Below are 19646 nucleotides of genomic sequence, written 5' to 3'. Positions count from 1 at the left end.
TAGAATTTACAAATTGTATGTTATCCAAAAATCAAAAAGGATTATAATGGACTATAAAGAAACATTGGAATTGCCAAATACTTCCTTTCCTATGAGGGGTAATCTCCCGCAAAATGAACCAAAGACTTATCAAAAATGGAAAGACAATGCAATCTATGATCGCATTTTGGAGAATCGCAAAAATGCAAGTGAGAGTTTTAATTTGCATGATGGACCACCTTATGCAAATGGACATTTGCATATTGGGCATGCTTTAAATAAAATTTTAAAAGATATCATTGTTAAATTTCACTATTTTCAAGGCAAAAAGGTTTTTTATACACCCGGTTGGGATTGTCATGGGTTGCCAATAGAACAGCAAGTGGAGAAAAAACTCGGAAAAGAAAAAAAGGATTCTTTGCCCAAAACAAAAATCCGCGAACTTTGTAGAAAACATGCACAAGAATTTGTTGAGATTCAAAAGAATGAATTTTTGGAACTCGGAGTAATAGGGGATTTTGATAATCCTTATAAAACAATGGAATTTGCTTTTGAAGCAGAGATTTATAAAGCTTTGTGTGAAATGGCTAAAAAAGGTTTGTTAAAAGAACGCAGCAAGCCTGTATATTGGAGTTGGGCTTGTCAAACTGCTTTGGCAGAGGCAGAAGTGGAATATGAAGAAAAAGAAAGCGATTCTGTTTTTGTGGCATTTGCTTTGCAAGATAGCGCTTTAGAAGCAATTGGAGCAAGGGAAGTTGGGCTAGAGCAAGCTTATTGTGTGATTTGGACGACTACACCATGGACTTTGCCAGCAAATAGTGGAATTGCACTCAATCCAAATGAAGATTATGCACTCACAAGTGATGGGAAAATAATCCTCGCTTCAGAGGTAGAAAAGCTAGCAGCTTTGGGGGTTGTAGAAAATAAAATTTTAAAAGTATTTAAAGCATCGATTTTAGAAAATACATTTGCTACTAATCCGCTAAATGGAAGAGATTCAAAGATTATTTTGGGAGAACATGTAGCAGTGGGTGATGGAAGTGGCTGTGTGCATACGGCACCCGGACATGGAGAAGATGATTATTTTGTGGGTTTAAAATATAATTTGCCAATGCTAATGCCTGTTGATGATAATGGTTGTTATGATGAGACTTTGGTAAGAGAAAAATTATTTTTTAATCCTGATGAGTTTGTTGGAAAATTTGTTTTTGAAACGCATGCAAGAATCTTTGAGCTTTTGGGTAAAAATCTTTTGTTGCATACCAAAATTAGACATTCTTATCCACATTGTTGGCGTTCTCACAAACCGATTATTTTCCGTGCGACTAAGCAATGGTTTATTGTCATGGATGAACCTTTTAGCAAGGAAGGAAAAACTTTGCGTGAGGTGGCATTAGAGGAGATTGATAAAACAAGATTTTTTCCAGAACATGGCAAAAATAGAATCCGCTCTATGATTGAAAATCGTCCAGATTGGTGTATTTCAAGGCAAAGGGATTGGGGCGTGCCTATTGCATTTTTTAGGGATAAACGCAGTGGAGAAGTGCTTTTGGATTCGGAAATTTTGGATTTTGTAGCCGAGATTTTTGAAAAAGAAGGTTGTGATGTATGGTGGAGCAAGGAAATTAAAGATTTATTGCCTCAAAAATACCAAAAAGATTCGGAGCATTTTGAGAAGATTCATCATATTTTGGATGTTTGGTTTGATAGTGGAAGCACTTGGAAAGCAGTGCTAAAAAGCGAGAATTATCGCAGTGGAAATTATCCTGCAGATATGTATTTAGAGGGGAGTGATCAACATAGGGGTTGGTTTCATAGCTCTTTGCTTGTAAGCTGTGCGGTGAATGAAAAGGCACCTTATAAAAGCATTTTAACTCATGGTTTTACAATGGATGAAAATGGTGAGAAAATGAGTAAATCCAAAGGAAATGTGATTGTCCCAAAAGAAGTATTAAAGGAATTTGGAAGCGAGATTTTAAGGCTTTGGGTGGCAATGAGTGATTACCAAAATGATCAAAGAATCTCCCAAAATATTTTAAAGCAAGTGGGAGAGAATTATCGTAAAATCCGCAATACAATACGCTTTTTATTGGCAAATACTAATGGTTTAGATGAACTTCAAGTAGAGAATTTTAATCAGATTGATTTGTGGATACTCAAGCAAGCAAGAGAATGTTTTAATGAAGTCAATAGGCTTTTTGGGGAATATGAGTTTTCTAAAGCGATTCAAGAATTAACTTATTTTTTGAATGTAGAGCTTAGTGGTATTTATTTGGATATTTGTAAGGATAATTTGTATTGCAATGCCCTAACTTCCAAAGAACGCAAAGCAAGTCAGAGTGTAATGGCACTTATTACAGGAAGACTTTTTGGTATTTTAGCGCCGATTTTTACTTATACTATCAATGAAGCATTGGAGCATACTCAAAGCAAAGCGGTATTAGAATCTTGTGGCATTTCTAAGGGTGGTGATGTTTTTGAGATTCTTTATACTCCATTGCCGAGTTTTGAAAATCCTAAATTTGACTTTGAGAAACTACTTGCTTTGAGAAGTGTATTTTTAGAACAAATTGATGGGCTTAAAAAGGATTCGGTGATTAAATCAACTTTGGAAGTGGATTTGGCAGTCCCACAAGCAATGTTAGAATTTGAAGAATTGAATCTTTGGCTTATGGTAAGTCAAATAAGAAGTGAAGTCAAAGGGGAAGTTTTGGCTAGTTTTGTATTTGAGGGAATGGAATATAAGATTTTAAAAGCACAAGGCTTTAAATGCCCTAGATGTTGGCAGTATATTTCGCAAGAAGTGGATGAGCCTTGCAAAAGGTGCAAAGAAGTGTTGGAGGGGCAATAGTGTTTGAGAATTTTTTTGATTTGTCTAAGCCTGTTGGAGCCGATGAAACTTGGGTGAGTATTTTTATTGTTGTGTTTTTGATGTGGATGGGGTATAAGTTTCTTAAAAAACAAGCAAAAAAGCACTAAAATGCTTTATCTTGCAGGGGAGTAGAAGAAAGTAGGGATATTTAAGAAAATATTAAATAACAAAACTATATAATTCTACTTCCGTTTTTAAATGGCTCGATAGCTCAGTCGGTAGAGCAGGAGACTGAAAATCTCCGTGTCGGTGGTTCGATTCCGCCTCGAGCCACCACTTTTTATGCTACATAAACTTTTGTTTCAAATATGATGATGTAAAAATCCCTAAATATCGCTACTCAAAGCTTTAGAATCTAACATAATACCAAATGGAATTAAAAGTGAAAATGCAAGAAAGATTCTATGCAAAATTGCTCAGTGAAAATTGCCTATACTTTTTATCATGAAAGCAATTTGTGATAGATAAGAGAGAAATAAAACACTTCACTTTGTTGTTTAATGGTTAATTTTCCCCTCACACTTTTTGGGCAAATATCAACTATGAAATGTTTTATCTCTATATTTATTGATGAGGTTGTTGTAATTTTATTGATTTCTTGTTTTTTTTTGATTGTTTTTTGTAATGCTGAGTGCTTTTGAAAAAGACGCTTTCTTTGCTTCTTTTAATTTCTTTCCTAATAATTCATTATATTTTTGCACATTATAGCCCCAAAGAGTAATTTTCTAGCATGTGAAAATTGATAATACTTTGGCTATAATTATGGTTAAACTCCACAAAAGGTAATGAATCTAAACTATGCAAAAATTTGTTTTAAACTCATCTTACAAACCAGCAGGGGACCAGCCACAAGCCATAGAAAAGCTAAGTGGCTTTATCAAAGGTGGTTCTCAATACCAAACCTTAATTGGTGTTACAGGCAGTGGGAAAACTTTTTCTATGGCACATATTATTCAAGAGCTGCAAATGCCAACTTTGATTATGACGCACAATAAAACTCTTGCCGCACAGCTTTTTAGTGAGTTTAAAGGATTTTTCCCAAAAAATCATGTGGAATATTTTATTTCTCACTTTGATTATTATCAGCCAGAAGCGTATATCCCTCGTCAAGATTTATTTATTGAAAAAGATTCCAGCATTAATGATGAGTTGGAGAGATTGAGATTATCTGCGACTACTTCACTTTTGGCTTATGATGATACGATTGTGGTAGCATCAGTGTCTGCAAACTATGGTTTGGGGAATCCCAAAGAATACTTGGAGATGATAGAAAAGTTTGAAGCAGGCGAGAGTTATCATCAAAAATCTATGCTTTTGCGATTGGTGGAAATGGGCTATAAACGCAATGATTCATTCTTTGATAGAGGGGATTTTAGGGTAAATGGAGAAGTGGTTGATATTTATCCAGCTTATAGCGAAGATGAAGTGGTGAGATTGGAATTTTTTGGTGATGAATTGGAGAAAATTACAATCCTAGATAGCATTGACAAAAAACCTATAAGAAATTTAGAATCTTTTGTATTATATGCTGCAAATCCTTTTATTGTTGGGGCTGATAGGCTAAAGATAGCAATCAAAAGTATTGAAAAAGAGCTTGCAGAGCGACTGGATTTTTTTAAAAAAGAAAATAAAATGGTGGAATATGAGAGGCTTAAATCTCGCACAGAGTTTGATTTGGAAATGATAGAATCAACGGGAATTTGCAAGGGGATAGAAAATTATGCAAGGCATTTAACAGGCAAAAAACCCGGTGAGACACCTTATTCTTTGTTGGATTATTTTGCCCAAAAAAACAAACCTTATTTATTGATTGTAGATGAATCACATGTGAGTTTGCCACAATTTGGCGGAATGTATGCAGGCGATAGAAGTCGCAAAGAAGTGCTTGTGGAGTATGGATTCCGCTTGCCTAGTGCATTGGATAACCGCCCTTTGAAATATGAGGAATTTATCCACAAAGCCCCACATTTCCTTTTTGTTTCTGCTACGCCTGCACAAAAAGAGTTAGAGTTAAGCAAGAATCATATTGCAGAGCAATTAATTCGACCAACGGGTTTGCTAGACCCTATTTATGAAGTTTTGAGTGTAGAAAATCAAGTAGAAGTGCTGTATGATGAGGCTAAAAAAGTCATTGCAAGGGGCGAGAAGGTGCTAGTAACGGCACTTACTAAAAAAATGGCAGAGGAATTGACGCGGTATTATAGTGATTTGGGGTTGAAAGTGCGGTATATGCATTCAGAAATTGATGCAATTGAGCGTAATCAAATCATCAGAGGACTTAGAGTAGGGGAATTTGATATTTTGGTGGGAATTAATCTTTTGCGTGAAGGGCTTGATTTGCCCGAAGTTTCTTTGGTGGCGATTTTGGATGCGGACAAAGAGGGATTTTTGCGTAGTGAGACGAGTTTGATTCAAACAATGGGAAGAGCTGCTAGAAATGTCAATGGCAGGGTTTTGCTCTTTGCAGACAAAATTACCCCTTCGCTTAAAAAGGCGATGGAAGTTACAGATTATCGTAGGGCAAAACAAGAAGCCTTTAACAAAGCTCATAATATCACGCCACAAAGTGTTTCAAGAAAACTTGATGAAAATCTAAAAAATCAAGATTTGGGAATGCTTTATGAAAAGGCTAAAAAGAAAGAAAAAATGCCAAAAATAGAGAGAGAAAAGCTAGTAAAAGAACTCACCAAAAAAATGCATGAAGCTGCTAAAAGATTGGATTTTGAGGAAGCAGCAAGATTAAGAGATGAAATAGCAAAAATGCGGAGTCTATAAGAGTTTAAGAAAGAATTTATTATGATTTTGCAATCTATTTTTTAAGGATTTTTATGGTTCAAATTACTGGACTTTCTATGCAATATGCAACAAAAAAGCTTTTTGAAAATGTCAATTTGAAGCTTGATAAGGGCAAAAGATATGGGTTAATTGGGGCAAATGGCGCAGGAAAATCTACTTTTTTAAAGATATTAAGTGGCGAGATTGAGCCTACAAGTGGGGATATTTCTTTTAATCCTAATGCAAGACTTGGAGTTTTGGGGCAAAATCAGTTTGCTTTTGAGGATTTTAGTATCAAAGATTGTGTGCTTTATGGAAATAAACGCTTGTATGATGCAATCAAAGAAAAAGAAAAACTTTATGAAGCAGGTGATTTTAGCGATGAGGTCAATGAGCGTTTAGGGGAGCTAGAGATGATTTGTGCAGAAGAGGATCCTACTTATGAATATGATGTGCAAATTGAGAAGATTTTGGAGGATTTGGGGTTTTCTGCTACGATTCATAATGAATTGATGAGCACTCTTACAGGGGGAGATAAGTTTAAAGTGCTTTTGGCTCAAGTGTTGTTCCCTAAACCGGATATTTTGTTTTTAGATGAACCGACAAACAACTTAGATTTGCGTGCAATTAGTTATCTTGAAGAGCAGTTGAAGCGGCATGAAGGGACACTTGTAGTTATTTCGCATGATAGGCATTTTTTAAATAGTGTTTGCACGCATATATTAGATTTAGATTTTAGAAGCGTGAGGGAATTTAGTGGGAATTATGATGATTGGTATATTGCTTCAACTTTGATTGCTAAGCAGCAAGAAGCCGAATGCAATAAAAAACTCAAAGAAAAAGAAGAATTAGAATCTTTTATTGCGAGATTTTCTGCTAATGCTTCTAAGGCAAAACAAGCCACAAGCCGACAAAAGCAACTTGAAAAGCTTGATATTCAAGCCCTAGAAGTTTCAAGTCGCAGAGATCCTAGCATTGTGTTTAGGGTAAATCGAACCATTGGCAATGAGGCTTTAAATATCATAAAATTAAATTTTAGCTATGGGGATTTGTGTGTTTTAAAAGATTTGACTTTGGATATTTTGCCCGGAGATAAAATCGCATTAATTGGACGCAATGGGATTGGAAAAACTACATTTTGTGAGCTAATTTGTGAGAATCTAAAACCTCAAAGTGGCACTATTAAATGGGGTGCAACAATTGAGAGAGGGTATTTTCCTCAAAATACAACTGAAATCATCAAAGGTGAAGAGAGCCTTTATGAATATTTGCGTGGGTTTGATAAAAAGAAAGAAACAACAGAAATACGCAATGCCTTGGGTAGAATGCTTTTTAGTGGAGAGGAGCAAGAAAAAAGTGTGGGGTCACTAAGTGGTGGAGAAAAACACAGAATAATGCTAAGCAAGCTTATGTTAGAGGGTGGAAATTTTTTGGTGCTTGATGAACCAACGAATCATTTAGATTTAGAAGCAATCATTGCACTAGGGGAAGCACTTTATAAATATAGTGGGAATGTGATTTGTGTAAGTCATGATAGGGAATTAATCGATGCATTTGCAAATCGAATCATAGAGTTTAAAGAAAATAATGAAGTGGTAGATTTTCGTGGAAGCTATGAGGAATATCTTGCCTCACAAAATTTAGAATAAAGGAATATTATGGACTTATTGTGTAAGGCATTAGAAGAATCTTTTGTAAAAAATGCAAATAATATCGCCCTAGAGGTAGAGGGGGCAAAAATTACTTATCAAGAATTAGGTTTTCAATCTAAGATTCTCGCATCTTTGATTCTTAATATGCGTGGGGGGGGGGGGCATTTAGTAGTTAATTCTGATAAAATACTTATTTTTGCTTCTCGGAGTGCTTTAGTTTATACTTCCATTCTTGCTTGTGTTTTAGTTTGTCAAACCTATGTCCCGCTAAATCCAAAATTTCCAAGCCAACGACTTTTGTCTATGATAAAACGAAGTGGTGCTGGGATAATGTTTTTAGGAAGGGAATGTTATGATTCTTTTTATGGGATTGCAGAATCTTTAGAATCTTTGGTGATTGTGGTTGAGGAATTAGGGGATTTAGAGGAGAGATTCCCTAAGCATAAATTTATTGTTATTCCAAAGATTTTAGAGTTGGGTTGTAATGAAGGGCAGCCTTTAGAATCGCATATAAAATCAAGCTTGAAATCAAACTCGCAATCTTGTGTGGCTTTTGGGAGTGATTTTGAGCAAAGTTGTGATTGTAGCTCTTCTAGCATTTCTAATTTTCCTAGCAAAACTGCTTATTTGCTTTTTACTTCAGGTAGCACAGGTGAGCCAAAGGGCGTTATGGTTAGTCGTGATAATCTCTTTGCCTACACACAGAGAATGCTTGCAAAGTATCGCTTCAATCCACAAGATAGAATTTCAAACTTCTTTGATATTACTTTTGATTTGAGTATGCATGATATTTTTTGTGCATTTTTGAGTGGAGCGACTTTGTGTGTGATTCCCAAGCAATCCCTTTTTAATCCCATTAAATTTATTATACAAAATAATCTAAGTGTGTTTTTTGCTGTACCTTCTTTGATTGCCTATTTGATAAAGTTTAAAGCTTTAAAGCCCAATTTAATAACAAGTTTGAGATTGTCGTTGTTTTGTGGGGAGGAATTTCCAACACAGAATGCTAAACTTTGGAGTGAGATGTGTAAAAATAGTGTGGTGGAGAATCTCTATGGACCCACAGAGGCTACAATTGCTTTTATGTCTTATTGCTATGGGGCAGAACTTCAAGAAAAGATTGTGCCTTTAGGGATTCCATTTGATGGGCTTTTGGTGAGTTTAAGAGATGAGACAGGCAATGAGGTGACAAAAGGGGAGAAAGGGGAAATTTGGCTAGGAGGGGATCAAATAGCACAAGGTTATTTGAATGATAGAGAAAAAACAGAGCAGAAATTTATCACCAAAAATGGGGTAAGGTGGTATAAAACTGGAGATTTAGGGATTTTAAAAGAAATTGATGGGGAAGAAGTGTATTGCTTTTTGGGGCGTGTGGATTTTCAGGTGAAGATTCAAGGATTCCGCGTGGAGCTTTTGGAAATTGATAATGTTTTAAGGGAGGTTAGCAAAACACAAAGTGTAAGTGTGGTGATAAAAAACGATGGTATTACAAGTATTGTGGGGGTGATTGAGACTAAAAGTATCAAGAGTGATGAGATTCTAAAAATATGCAAACAAAGATTGCCACATTATATGATACCAACGCGGATTTTAGCTTTGGAATCTTTTCCTCTTAATAGCAATGGCAAGATTGATAGAGAGCAAATTAGGGTTTGGGTTGAATCTCAATTCATAGAAAATAAGAAGAATTTTGGCGTTTTGATGTATGAGCTTGCACAAAGACTTTTTAAGATTCCTCGCTCTTTAAGTGGGAATGGTAATAGGGAGACACTTAGGATTATTAATAGCATTTTAGGAGGGAATTTAAAAGTTTATGAAGTTCCAAGTCATACTCAAGCTTTTGACTGGGAGATTCCAAAAGAATGGAATGTAAATGAGGCTTATATTATCACGCCTAGTGGAGAGAAAATCTGTGATTTTGGGGAGAATAATTTGCATTTGGTGGGGTATTCTGTGCCTGTGAGGGAATCTCTCACTTTTGAGGAGTTGAAATCGCATTTGCATAGTTTAAAAGAGCAGAAAAATGCTATTCCTTATATTACTTCTTATTATAAAGAATATTGGGGATTTTGCTTGAGCTTGGAGCTAAGAGAAAAGCTAGAAAGAGAGTTTGGAGATTCTAAAGAAAAGTTTGAAGTCGTTATTGATTCAAAGCTTGAGAGCGGATTTATGAGTTATGGAGAGGTGGTAATAAAGGGAGAGAGCGACAAGGAGATTGTCCTAAGCACTTATATTTGTCATCCGCAAATGGCAAACAACGAGCTTTCTGGAATCTGTGTGGCAACTTATTTGGCAAAATATTTAAGTGAGATTCCACATTTTTACACTTATAGAATCTTATTTGTGCCTGAAACCATAGGGGCGATTTATTATCTAAGTCAGCATTTAGAGGAGTTAAGGGAGAAATGTGTAGCTGGGTTTGTGCTTACTTGTATTGGAGATGAGGGGGCGTATTCTTATCTTGAATCAAGGGCTGGAAATAACCTCGCAGATAGGGCTGCTAAGCATATTTTAAATTCAAGGTATAGGGGATATAAAACCTATTCTTATTTGCGAAGGGGAAGTGATGAGAGGCAGTATTGTGCGCCGGGTGTGGATTTGCCCTTTTGCACTTTAATGCGGAGTAAGTTTGGGGAATATTCACAATACCACACTTCTTTAGATGATTTGTCTTTTATTAGTCCCAAAGGTTTGCAAGGTGGCTTTGTGATGGTGCGTGAGATTTTAGAGGTTTTGGAGATTAATGGTGTATATAAAAATACCATTTTGTGCGAACCGCAGCTTGGCAAAAGAGGGCTTTATCCGCAACTCTCGACTAAGGAAACTTTTGGTGTTGTGAAAGATATGAGGAATTTGCTTATGTATTGTGATGGGAAGTTGGATTTAATAGAGATTGCGGATAAATGCGGTTTTTGTTTGTTGGATATGAAAGAGTGGATTAGAAAATTTGTAGAAAATGGATTATTAAGAAAGGAATAAAATATGGAAACAAAACAAATAGTATTGGAGTTTTTAAAGGATTGCAATAAAGAATGCAAGGATGGGAATCTGTTTGGCAATGATGGGATTGATTCAATTGGTTTTTTGGAATTGCTTGGATTTTTGGAGGATAGACTTGGAGTGGATTTGGATTTGAGTGAATATGATCCACAAGAATTTAGCACTATTGATGGATTTTGTGGGATTATTGAGCAGATTAAAGGAAAATCTAATGGAGATTAATTGGGAGAGTATTTACAAAAAAGATTTTATTTCTTTTAAGGATTGTTATTTGACTTGTGATGGGTATTGTTGCAAGAATTTTTTTGGAAGTGGCTTTAAACTGCTCAATCAAAATGCAGTCGTGCTTCCTATGCTTGAGGGTGAGTATGAGTATTATAAGAAACAAGGCGGAATACACAATATTTCTAAAGAAGCCAAAAGAGAGGAATTTAGCTTTGGAGATAAAAAGCTTGTATTGTATTATCTTTCTTGTGAGTGTAGAGGATTGTGTAATCCGCATTGCTTAAGACCTTTGATTTGTAGAATCTATCCTTATTTTCCTATCGTAAATATTCAAGGAGATATTTTGGATTTCTATCCTGCAAGTTTAATGGATTTGTTTTTTAGCTCTATTAAGAATCATCAATGCACTTTGGTGCGAGAATATCAAGAGGAGTTAAAAGCACAGCTAAATGAAAGCTTAAAAGAGATTTTGTGCTATCCTTTGTTTGTATTTATTTTTAGGCTTATGGAGATTGTGGCAAAGCATTTGCAAGAATCGCTGCAAAATCAATGTATTGATTCTTTGAATGAAAAAGAAAGGGTGGAATTTCTAAGAAAGCTAGAATGGAATTTACTAAGTCGTAAGGCTTGGAATAATCAAAGATTCAAAGAAAAGGCAAATGGCATTTATCAAGAAATGGTTGCACATTATGGAGAATTTTTGTGAAAGCTTATACTAAGATTGAAATTGAAGAAATTAGCCAAATATTATCCTCTCAAAATAATATTATCTTGATTCATAGTGCTTTGCAAAATCTAGGTAGATTAGCAGGAGAAAACTTTTTGGATATACCCAAAATATGGCTTGAAGTTATGATGAATTATTTTGATAATTTAATAATGCCTTGTTTTAATTATAGTTTTCCAAAGACAAAAATTGCTGATTTGAGAATTTTAAAAAGTGAAGTTGGGGTTTTAAGCGAAGTATTTAGGAATCATAGCACTATAAGAAGCACTCATCCTATGTTTGGTTTTTGTGGAATAGGAACGGAAATTAGCGAGATTCTAAAGCCAAATCAAATAGAGCATAATCCTTTTTGCAAAGAAAGTGTTTATGGTAGATTGTGGGATAAAAATGCGTTGATGGTGTTTTTGGGGATTGATATTAGGGTTTGCACTTTTATGGTTTTTGTCGAGGCTATGTATGGGGTGAAGTATCGATATTTTAAGCCATTTTTTGGCAAGGTTATTGGTGATTTTGGGGAGATTAGAGGGGATTTTTATCATTTTTGTCTTCCATTAGCTGAAAGTTTGAAAGTTAATTTTTTTCGCATTCAAGAGGAGATGATTGCTAATGGGATTATAAAAAAGCAGGTTTTTGGGGGCAGTAAGGTTTATTATTTTTGTGCAAAACCATTTTTGGAATATGTGATCAAACGATTGCAAGAAGAGCCATTTATTTTATTGCAAGAAGCACCAAAACATTTTTATATTTTTAAAGATGGCAAAGAAAGTGTAATTGTTTAAATAAGCTTGAAGATTCTTTTGAAATCTTCAAGTGAAATTTAATCTACTTCAAGCTCTCAACATAAGCTCCGACATCTTCCATATCTTTTTTGGTGTAGCGAGTGGCAATTTGGTTTTTAACAAAGCGAGATTGCCCTTGGAAACTTTGATCTTGATAGCTTTTGATTTCATCAGCAATGTTTTGCGCACTCCAAGTGTTGATGGGTGATTTTTTTGCCACAGAGATTTCGCCTTTCTCTCCATGACAGCTTGCACAATCTCTATCATAGAGTTTTTTACCATTTTCTAAATTGGCTTGTTTAGCAGAAGGGGCTACCTCGCCTGTGCCTATGAGGCTTTCTAAAAAACTTCTTTCTTGAATTGTTAAATCCGCATCTTCTCTAACAACTTGAATATCTTTAGAACCTAGATTTTTGGAATATTTTTTCAAAATTGCTTTGATTTCCTCTCCAAATTCTCCCTTTAATTCAAAACAGACACATTCATTAGCATTCAAAATACTAAGGCTTAAAATTGTGGAAATGAGCATTTTTTTTATCATAAATTTACTCCTAATTATTTTTAAAATATTTATCATTAGGCGTATTTTGCCAAAAAAATATTAATTTTATTGTTAATTCTTTAAATTAAAAGCTATTTTTAGCTAGGATATTTTATAATTTTAGTTGCCTGAGTGGAGCGAGTTTTTATTTTTTGGTAGTCCAACATATAAAATATTGCTGGTTGCATAGTTTCTTTTTGTGTGATGGTGTTTTCGCTATTAGTCTCTTAAGTTGAGACGAGAATCTGCCGCCTAATAAAAGACTTGTGGCTAGAATCTTTAGCTTTTAGGGCTTACACAATGATAGACGCCCACTTGGGTTTTTTGGTTTTTAAAATTTCTATGGAGTAGAGATTTTAAATATCAAAATAAAGGTAAAGTATGGAGATAGTGATTGTTGGAAGTGGCGGGAGAGAATATTCTATTGGGCTTGCTTTGCAAAAAGAATGTAGGGTAGATGGAATTTATTTTTATCCCGGAAATGGGGCAACAAGCAGACTTGGGAAAAATATTGATTTTAAGAATTATCAAGAATTTGTAGAGTTTGCAATCACGCAGAAAATTGGGTTGGTGATAATTGGCCCTGAAGCACCTTTGGTAGATGGTTTAGCAGATATGTTAAGAGAAAATGGTATTTTGGTTTTTGGTCCAAGTCAAAAAGCGGCACAATTAGAAGGTTCTAAGGCTTATATGAAAGAATTTGCTAAACGCTATGGAATCCCAACAGCACAATTTATCCAAACACAAGATTATAAAGAAGCTTGTGATTTTATTGATACCTTGAATCTTCCTATTGTTGTTAAGGCAGATGGGTTGTGTGCGGGCAAGGGCGTGATTATCGCACAAAGTTATGAAGAAGCCAAAAGTGTAACAAAAGAAATGTTAGATGGAAAAAGTTTTGGTGATTCGGGTAAAAAGGTAGTCATAGAGGAATTTTTAGATGGCTTTGAGCTTTCTATTTTTGCAATGTGTGATGGAGCGGATTTTATCGTTTTGCCCCCTGCACAAGATCATAAAAGATTACTGGATGGAGATAAGGGACCAAATACCGGTGGAATGGGGGCTTATGCACCTTCTTTGTTGGCAGATTCTAATTTGATTGATGAGGTGAAAAAAACTATTATTATCCCCACTTTGGAGGGAATGGAAAAAGATGGGAATCCTTTTAGCGGGACATTGTTTTGTGGAATAATGGTTGTCAAAAATAAACCTTATTTGTTGGAATTTAATGTGCGTTTTGGGGATCCTGAATGTGAGGTGCTTATGCCTCTTTTTAAAAATGGATTATTAGATTGTTTTTTGGGTTGTGCTAGGGGAGATTTAAAAGGCGTAAATTACGAAATTGAAGAACAAGTTTGTGTTGGTGTAGTGGTTGCTTCAAAAGATTATCCATATAAAAATTCCAAAAAAGAAAAAATCAAAATTCTTACAAAAGATTCTCAAGATTCTTTGATTTCTTATGCTGGAGTGAGTAAAGAAGGGGAAGATTTATTGGCAAGTGGAGGAAGAGTTTTGGTGTGTGTGGGTAAGGGCAATAATGTAAAAGAAGCGGCACAGAATGCTTATTTGATGGTGGATTGTGTTCAATTTGAAGGAATGCAGTATCGCAAGGATATTGCATATCAAGCTTTGGAAAAATAATGGATATTGAAAAAATAGAAGAAACATTAGCGCGAGAGGAGATTGAGCTTGCACCTCTTTGGAAGCGGTTGGTAGCGTTTATTATTGATGATTTGCTAATTTCTATGGTGCTAATAGGGATAAATTGGGATAGTATCGTCCAAAATTCACACGATAAAGAAGCGATTTTGGGCATTGTTTCTAGCTCTTGGATTGCCTTGTATATCATCAAAATTGTATATCAATGGTTATTTGTGTGTTTTTATGGAGCGACTATTGGTAAAATTGTTGTAAAGATTCGCGTCATTGAAGTGGGATTGCTAGATAATCCTAAAATGGGGCAATCTTTTGTGCGTTCGTGTTTTAGAATTTTGAGTGAGATGTTGATGTATCTTCCATTTTTGTTTGTTTTTGAAAATAGGATTTATCAAGCATTGCACGATAAAGTTGCTAAAACTATTGTGGTAAATTTGAAGTAAAGTAGCCAAATGATTAAAAAAAGCTTATGTTTGGTGAGTGTAGTTGCAGCTTTGGCTTTGAGCCCGAGTAATATGGAAGCAAGGGCTGCAATCAAGCAGTTTAACCAGCAACAAGAATCTATTTTTGAGTTTTTAGCTGATGATATGGAATACAATAAAACGCAAATCATCGGAAAAGGGCATGTTACAATTATTAATCTTGATTATTTTGTAACAGCTAATAAAGCCATTTATGATACACAAAAGCAAGAGATTCTTCTTAGCGGAAATGTTAATGCGTATAAGGGAAATTCGCTTTATTTGAAATCTCAAGAAGTGAAGATTAGACTTCAAGAGGATTATTCTTTTTTGGAGCCTTTTTATTTGCAAGATTCTGAAAGTGGATTGTGGGTAGATTCTAAGAGTGCAGAGTTTAATAATAATATTTATCAAACCAAAGAAACAAATATTTCTACTTGCAGTGTGAATAATCCTATTTGGACGATTAAGGCAAAAGAGGGAGAATATGATGCTAATGATGAATGGCTAACAGTGTGGCACCCTCGTCTTTGTATTTATGATGTTCCAGTGCTTTATTTTCCTTATTTGTCTTTTTCATTGGGATACAAAAGAAAAACAGGATTGCTTTATCCTCTTGTTGGTAATTCTAGCGATGATGGATTTTTTTATTCGCAGCCTATTTTTATCGCACCTGATGATAATTGGGATATGACATTTATGCCACAAATTAGGACAAAAAGAGGGGGAGGATTTTATAATGAATTTAGAATGATTGATGATCAAGATAAAATCTTGTGGGTAAATTTGGGTTATTTTGGCAATAGTCGTTCTTACCAGCAAACTTATGATTTAGAGAATCGCGATCATTATGGAATCCAACTTAAATATGAGCGAGAAAATTTATTTTCTAAACCTGAAAATTATTTTTATGAAGATGGATTGTATGTAGATATTTCCCAAATTTCTGATATTGATTATTTTAGATTGCAAGAAGAAGATGCACAAAATATTGCAGATTTGCAGGGGAATTTACTAACTTCACGCTTGAATTATTATCTAAAGAGCAGTGAGGATTATTTGGGCTTTTCAGCGAGGTATTATTCGGATTTGGAGCAAACAAGCAATGCTAATACCTTGCAAACTTTGCCAGAGATTCAGTATCATCGTCAAATTGATAATATTTTGTTGGATAATCTTTATTATTCTTTTGATTATAAGGCAAGTAATTTTACTCGTCCTGTTGGGTATCGCGCGATTCAACAAGAAGCGGAATTGCCTATTATTTATACACAAAGTTTGTTGAATGATTTTTTGAATGTCTCACTTTCGCCTATTTTTTATGGGACAAGCGTGGATTATTCAAATAAACAGCAAGATTTGAATTTGAATAATGGGAGATATTTTAGTCAATATTATCGTTTCAAAGCTAATACAGATTTGGTAAAAAAATATGATAGTTTTGGGCATACTATCAGTTTGGAAGCAGAATATACTTTGCCCGGATTTGAGCATAAAGAAGGAGATTTTACTTCCTTTTTTACACTTCCTGGAGATAGGCAAGAGCTTAAGCTTGGTGGAACGCAATATTTTTATACTTTGGATAATTCTTTGATACTTTCTCATAAAATGGAGCAATATTTTTATTTTGAGGATAATGACAATAAACTTGGGGAATTAGAAAACGAGATACAATATTTTTATAATAATCAGTGGAGTTTTGTAAGCGATATTTTTTATTCACACAAAGAGGCTAGAATCTCAGAAGCTACTCATCAAGTGAATTATGAAAGCGATTATATTAAAGCTAGTTTTGGACATTTTGTGCGAGAGATCTTTGCCAAAGAAGATTGGATTAATGGTAGATTTGGTGAGGCAAATTATATTAATGTGGGTTTTAGAAAAGAATTTGAAAATTTTGATGTTTTTGCAAACGCAGGTTATGATTATAGAGAGAAATATTTTAAAACTTGGCAAGTAGGCGTAGATATGCAGATTCGTTGTTTTTCATTTGGGGTAAAATATGTTAGCGAAATTTATCCGATGCTGACTTCAAGAGGTGCAGAAGCAAGAGATGATAAATATATTCTTTTTACGATTCAATTTATACCGCTTTTAAGTAGTGATTTGAAAATGGGAAGTTAGGAGAGGGAATGTTGGGAGCAGGAAATAATACTCATTCTTTGATGCGTAAGGCATTATTTGAAAATCGCAATGATGCTTTACAGAAACTTCTTAATAATATGCCACTTAGCTTTTTTGAAAAGCAAGATTGTGTAGTGGTTGGAATTTCTTTTGAGGGTATTTTGCTAGCAAATTCTCTTGCACAAGCTATTAAAGCTCCTTTAGGGTTTCTTTTCACCTCCCCGATTTTAGCACCTAATAATCCAGAATGCGAAATTGCAATGGCAACTGAAACCCATGATGTTGTAATTAGCGATGAATTAGTGCGTTCTTTTGAGATTAGTTTGGATTATATTTATGGAGAAGTTCAACGGCAATATGAAGATAAAATGCTCCCTTTGATTTATCAATACCGCAAAGGAAATCCACTTATTTCTTTGAAAAATAAGAGGGTGTTGCTTGTAGATGATGGGATTGATAGCGGATTGACTGCACTTGCTGCAATTAAGTCAGTAACCACTTTGCAAGCAAAAACCATTCACTTTGCGACACCTGTTGCACCCTATGAGGTTGCAAAAGTGATGGAGGAAGTCACAGATGGAATTTTCTGTCTTTATAAATCTAAAAATTTTGTAGATATTGGGTATTATTACAAAGATTATCCAGCAGTAGAATCGGCTAAGATTGAGGAAATTTTTGCTAATATGCAATCATAAATGAAGGAGTAAGAATGGGACAAGCTATTTTGTCTTTTTTGGAAAAAGAAGAGAAGTATATTTTTGATAAATTTGCCAAACAATGTAGCGGAAGTGTATATCTTCAAAGTGGGAATAATGTCGTATTAGCCACTGTTGCTATTGATACACAAGAAGTAGTGGAAGAAGATTTTTTGCCTTTAACGGTGCAGTATATTGAAAAAGCTTATGCAGCAGGGAAGTTTCCTGGAGGATATATCAAAAGAGAAGCAAAACCGGGAGATTTTGAAACATTAAGTGCTAGAATTGTAGATAGGAGTTTGCGACCACTTTTTCCCAAAGGGTATTGCTATCCTACTCAAATTACCATTTTGGTTTTAAGTGCAGACCAAGATGCGGATTTGCAACTTTTGGCATTAAATGCGGCAAGTGCTGCACTTTATGTGAGTGAGATTCCACTTTATTCTCCTGTGAGTGCTGTTAGGATTGGCAAAATAGGAGATAATTTTGTAATTAATCCGAGTTTAAAGCAATTAGAAGAAAGTTCATTAGATTTATTTGTGAGCGGTGTGAATGAAGATTTGTTGATGATTGAAATGCGCACCTTTGGGGGTATAAAAACACAAGAAGGGCAGGCTATTTTTAGTGCAAATGAATTGCAAGAAGAAGAAATGATAGAGGCTTTGGAGATAGCAAAAAATGCAATTTCCCAAAAAAGTAAGTTGTTTGTAGAGCATTTTAAGGATTATATTAAGCCTTTATTGAATTTAGAACAAACAAGAAAAACTTATGTTTGTCAAAAGATTTTGGAGTATATTCAAAGTGAGCATTTAGGGGAGTTAAAAGGTATTATCCAAAGTCTTTCAAAAACAGAGAGACATAGCCTTTTGATGGCTTTTGCTAGAAAAATTCAAAAAGAATGGGAAGAAAAATATCCGCAAGATACTCAAGATCTTTCAAAAAGGACATTAGAGACGATTTTGAAAATCAAGCGAGAGATTATTCGAGCGATGGTTTTAGAAGAATCCACAAGAGCAGATGGTAGAGGGCTAAAAGAGGTGCGTCCAATTAGCATTGATACTAATTTTTTGCCAAATGCTCATTCTAGTGTGCTTTTTACAAGAGGGCAAACTCAAGCGTTGGTGGTTGCGACTTTGGGGGGAGATATGGATGCTCAAAGTTATGAATTATTAACCGACAAAGCATCTTCTAAAGAACGCTTTATGGTGCATTATAATTTTCCGCCTTTTAGTGTAGGGGAAGCAAGTAGTATTTCAGCGCCCGGAAGAAGAGAGTTAGGGCATGGGAATCTTGCCAAAAGAGCGTTAGAAGCAAGTGTTATCAATGGAGATATGAGAACGATTCGCCTTGTTTCTGAAATTTTGGAATCCAATGGCTCTTCTTCTATGGCAACGGTTTGTGGAGGCTCTTTGGCTCTTGTTGCAGCAGGGATTGAATGCACTAGTTTGGTTGCTGGAGTGGCAATGGGACTTGTGTGTGAGAATGATAAGTATGCGGTATTGACAGATATTATGGGTTTAGAAGACCATGATGGAGATATGGATTTTAAAGTGGCTGGTTCTAGGCATGGGATTACAGCAATGCAGATGGATATTAAGTTGGGTGGGCTTAATATGCAAATTTTAAAAGATGCACTCAATCAAGCAAAAGAAGCACGAAATCACATTTTGAATTTAATGGAAGAAGCAAGAGAGAAAATCATACTCAATGAATCGGTATTGCCAAGCTCACAAATTTTTTCTATTGAACCTAGTAAGATTATTGAAGTCATTGGACAGGCTGGAAAAACTATCAAAGAAATTATAGAAAAATTTGGTGTTGCAATAGATTTGAATCGCGAAAATGGCGAGGTTAAGGTAAGCGGAAGCAATAAAGAAAAGGTAGAAGCCGCTAAAGAGCATATTTTGAAAATTACCAAAAATCTACAAGATATTTATAAAGTAGGGGATATTTATCAAGGCAAAGTAAAAAAGGTTGTAGAATTTGGGGCATTTGTAGAGTTGCCAGAGGGCTATGATGGATTGTTGCACATTTCAAAAATCACTAACAGCCGAGATGAGAAAGCTTCAGATGTCTTGAGTGTAGGTGAAATGGTGGAGGTAGAAGTCCTTTCTCTCAATAAAAATAAAGTCGAGTTAGGGTTGATTAAGAAATTATAAA

Annotated in this window: 14 protein-coding genes and 1 tRNA gene; 14 read left to right on the top strand and 1 reads right to left on the bottom strand. The window is 35.0% G+C overall.

The genetic code is table 11. The features are described from left to right. Window positions 1-46 precede the first annotated feature (46 nt). From ileS to EL247_RS06135, 9 genes are all read left to right on the top strand, one after another. Window positions 47-2830: an isoleucine--tRNA ligase gene (gene ileS, locus EL247_RS06170; RefSeq protein WP_126442117.1), complete on the top strand. Its 2784-nt coding sequence runs from the start codon at window positions 47-49 to the stop codon at window positions 2828-2830. Then, on the top strand, window positions 2830-2958 hold the full coding sequence (locus EL247_RS08710; RefSeq protein WP_269470975.1) for a hypothetical protein: 129 nt from the start codon (window positions 2830-2832) through the stop codon (window positions 2956-2958). Before ileS ends, EL247_RS08710 begins: the two co-directional genes overlap by 1 nt. 93 nt (window positions 2959-3051) lie before the next feature. Beyond that, window positions 3052-3127: transfer RNA gene (locus EL247_RS06165), tRNA-Phe, on the top strand. 522 nt (window positions 3128-3649) lie between these two features. Beyond that, the gene (gene uvrB, locus EL247_RS06160) at window positions 3650-5626 is read left to right on the top strand and encodes an excinuclease ABC subunit UvrB (RefSeq protein ID WP_126442116.1); all 1977 of its coding nucleotides are present in this window, start codon (window positions 3650-3652) and stop codon (window positions 5624-5626) included. A 53-nt stretch (window positions 5627-5679) separates the two neighbouring features. Then, window positions 5680-7275 carry an ABC-F family ATP-binding cassette domain-containing protein gene (locus EL247_RS06155; protein ID WP_126442115.1) on the top strand — a complete coding sequence of 532 codons (1596 nt, stop codon included), beginning with the start codon at window positions 5680-5682 and terminating at the stop codon, window positions 7273-7275. 9 nt (window positions 7276-7284) lie between these two features. Then, a complete protein-coding gene (locus EL247_RS06150; RefSeq protein WP_126442114.1) occupies window positions 7285-10257 on the top strand; it encodes a DUF4910 domain-containing protein in 2973 nt (990 codons plus the stop codon). A 3-nt stretch (window positions 10258-10260) separates the two neighbouring features. Next, window positions 10261-10500 (top strand): acyl carrier protein, encoded by a 240-nt coding sequence (locus EL247_RS06145; RefSeq protein WP_060660983.1) that lies wholly within the window; start codon window positions 10261-10263, stop codon window positions 10498-10500. After that, window positions 10490-11209 carry a hypothetical protein gene (locus tag EL247_RS06140; protein WP_232019742.1) on the top strand — a complete coding sequence of 240 codons (720 nt, stop codon included), beginning with the start codon at window positions 10490-10492 and terminating at the stop codon, window positions 11207-11209. Before EL247_RS06145 ends, EL247_RS06140 begins: the two co-directional genes overlap by 11 nt. Next, window positions 11206-12009, top strand: coding sequence for an AAC(3) family N-acetyltransferase (locus EL247_RS06135; RefSeq protein WP_232019741.1), 804 nt, complete (start codon window positions 11206-11208; stop codon window positions 12007-12009). Before EL247_RS06140 ends, EL247_RS06135 begins: the two co-directional genes overlap by 4 nt. Window positions 12010-12052: 43 nt before the next feature. Here the strand turns inward: EL247_RS06135 and EL247_RS06130 are convergent, their stop codons facing one another. Next, window positions 12053-12550 (bottom strand): c-type cytochrome, encoded by a 498-nt coding sequence (locus EL247_RS06130; protein ID WP_040499525.1) that lies wholly within the window; start codon window positions 12548-12550, stop codon window positions 12053-12055. Between the two features lie 381 nt (window positions 12551-12931). On the opposite strand from EL247_RS06130, the gene purD reads away from it, so the two are divergent. Genes purD through EL247_RS06105 form a run of 5 tightly spaced genes read left to right on the top strand, consistent with a single transcriptional unit; the run spans window position 12932 to window position 19645 of the window. Next, on the top strand, window positions 12932-14191 hold the full coding sequence (purD, locus tag EL247_RS06125) for a phosphoribosylamine--glycine ligase (RefSeq protein ID WP_005020607.1): 1260 nt from the start codon (window positions 12932-12934) through the stop codon (window positions 14189-14191). Further along, window positions 14191-14649: an RDD family protein gene (locus EL247_RS06120; RefSeq protein WP_005020608.1), complete on the top strand. Its 459-nt coding sequence runs from the start codon at window positions 14191-14193 to the stop codon at window positions 14647-14649. The genes purD and EL247_RS06120 overlap by 1 nt, the downstream gene beginning before the upstream one ends. 9 nt (window positions 14650-14658) lie before the next feature. After that, window positions 14659-16791, top strand: coding sequence for an LPS-assembly protein LptD (locus tag EL247_RS06115; RefSeq protein ID WP_104745526.1), 2133 nt, complete (start codon window positions 14659-14661; stop codon window positions 16789-16791). Window positions 16792-16799: 8 nt separating this feature from the next. Next, window positions 16800-17486, top strand: coding sequence for a phosphoribosyltransferase (locus tag EL247_RS06110; RefSeq protein ID WP_005020611.1), 687 nt, complete (start codon window positions 16800-16802; stop codon window positions 17484-17486). A 14-nt stretch (window positions 17487-17500) separates the two neighbouring features. Then, on the top strand, window positions 17501-19645 hold the full coding sequence (locus EL247_RS06105; RefSeq protein ID WP_104745525.1) for a polyribonucleotide nucleotidyltransferase: 2145 nt from the start codon (window positions 17501-17503) through the stop codon (window positions 19643-19645). Window position 19646 lies beyond the last annotated feature (1 nt).

It is taken from the genome of Helicobacter pullorum, from assembly GCF_900638355.1.
Lineage (GTDB): Bacteria > Campylobacterota > Campylobacteria > Campylobacterales > Helicobacteraceae > Helicobacter_D > Helicobacter_D pullorum.
Note: the sequence above shows the minus strand (reverse complement) of the source record. Positions and strands in the feature narration are given on the sequence as shown.

Coding starts and splice junctions, on each gene's coding strand:
- ileS (WP_126442117.1), top strand. CDS start 47: ATGGACTATAAAGAAACATTGGAATTGCCAAATACTTCCTTTCCTATG.
- uvrB (WP_126442116.1), top strand. CDS start 3,650: ATGCAAAAATTTGTTTTAAACTCATCTTACAAACCAGCAGGGGACCAG.
- EL247_RS06155 (WP_126442115.1), top strand. CDS start 5,680: ATGGTTCAAATTACTGGACTTTCTATGCAATATGCAACAAAAAAGCTT.
- EL247_RS06150 (WP_126442114.1), top strand. CDS start 7,285: ATGGACTTATTGTGTAAGGCATTAGAAGAATCTTTTGTAAAAAATGCA.
- EL247_RS06145 (WP_060660983.1), top strand. CDS start 10,261: ATGGAAACAAAACAAATAGTATTGGAGTTTTTAAAGGATTGCAATAAA.
- EL247_RS06140 (WP_232019742.1), top strand. CDS start 10,490: ATGGAGATTAATTGGGAGAGTATTTACAAAAAAGATTTTATTTCTTTT.
- EL247_RS06130 (WP_040499525.1), bottom strand. CDS start 12,550: ATGATAAAAAAAATGCTCATTTCCACAATTTTAAGCCTTAGTATTTTG.
- purD (WP_005020607.1), top strand. CDS start 12,932: ATGGAGATAGTGATTGTTGGAAGTGGCGGGAGAGAATATTCTATTGGG.
- EL247_RS06120 (WP_005020608.1), top strand. CDS start 14,191: ATGGATATTGAAAAAATAGAAGAAACATTAGCGCGAGAGGAGATTGAG.
- EL247_RS06115 (WP_104745526.1), top strand. CDS start 14,659: ATGATTAAAAAAAGCTTATGTTTGGTGAGTGTAGTTGCAGCTTTGGCT.
- EL247_RS06110 (WP_005020611.1), top strand. CDS start 16,800: ATGTTGGGAGCAGGAAATAATACTCATTCTTTGATGCGTAAGGCATTA.
- EL247_RS06105 (WP_104745525.1), top strand. CDS start 17,501: ATGGGACAAGCTATTTTGTCTTTTTTGGAAAAAGAAGAGAAGTATATT.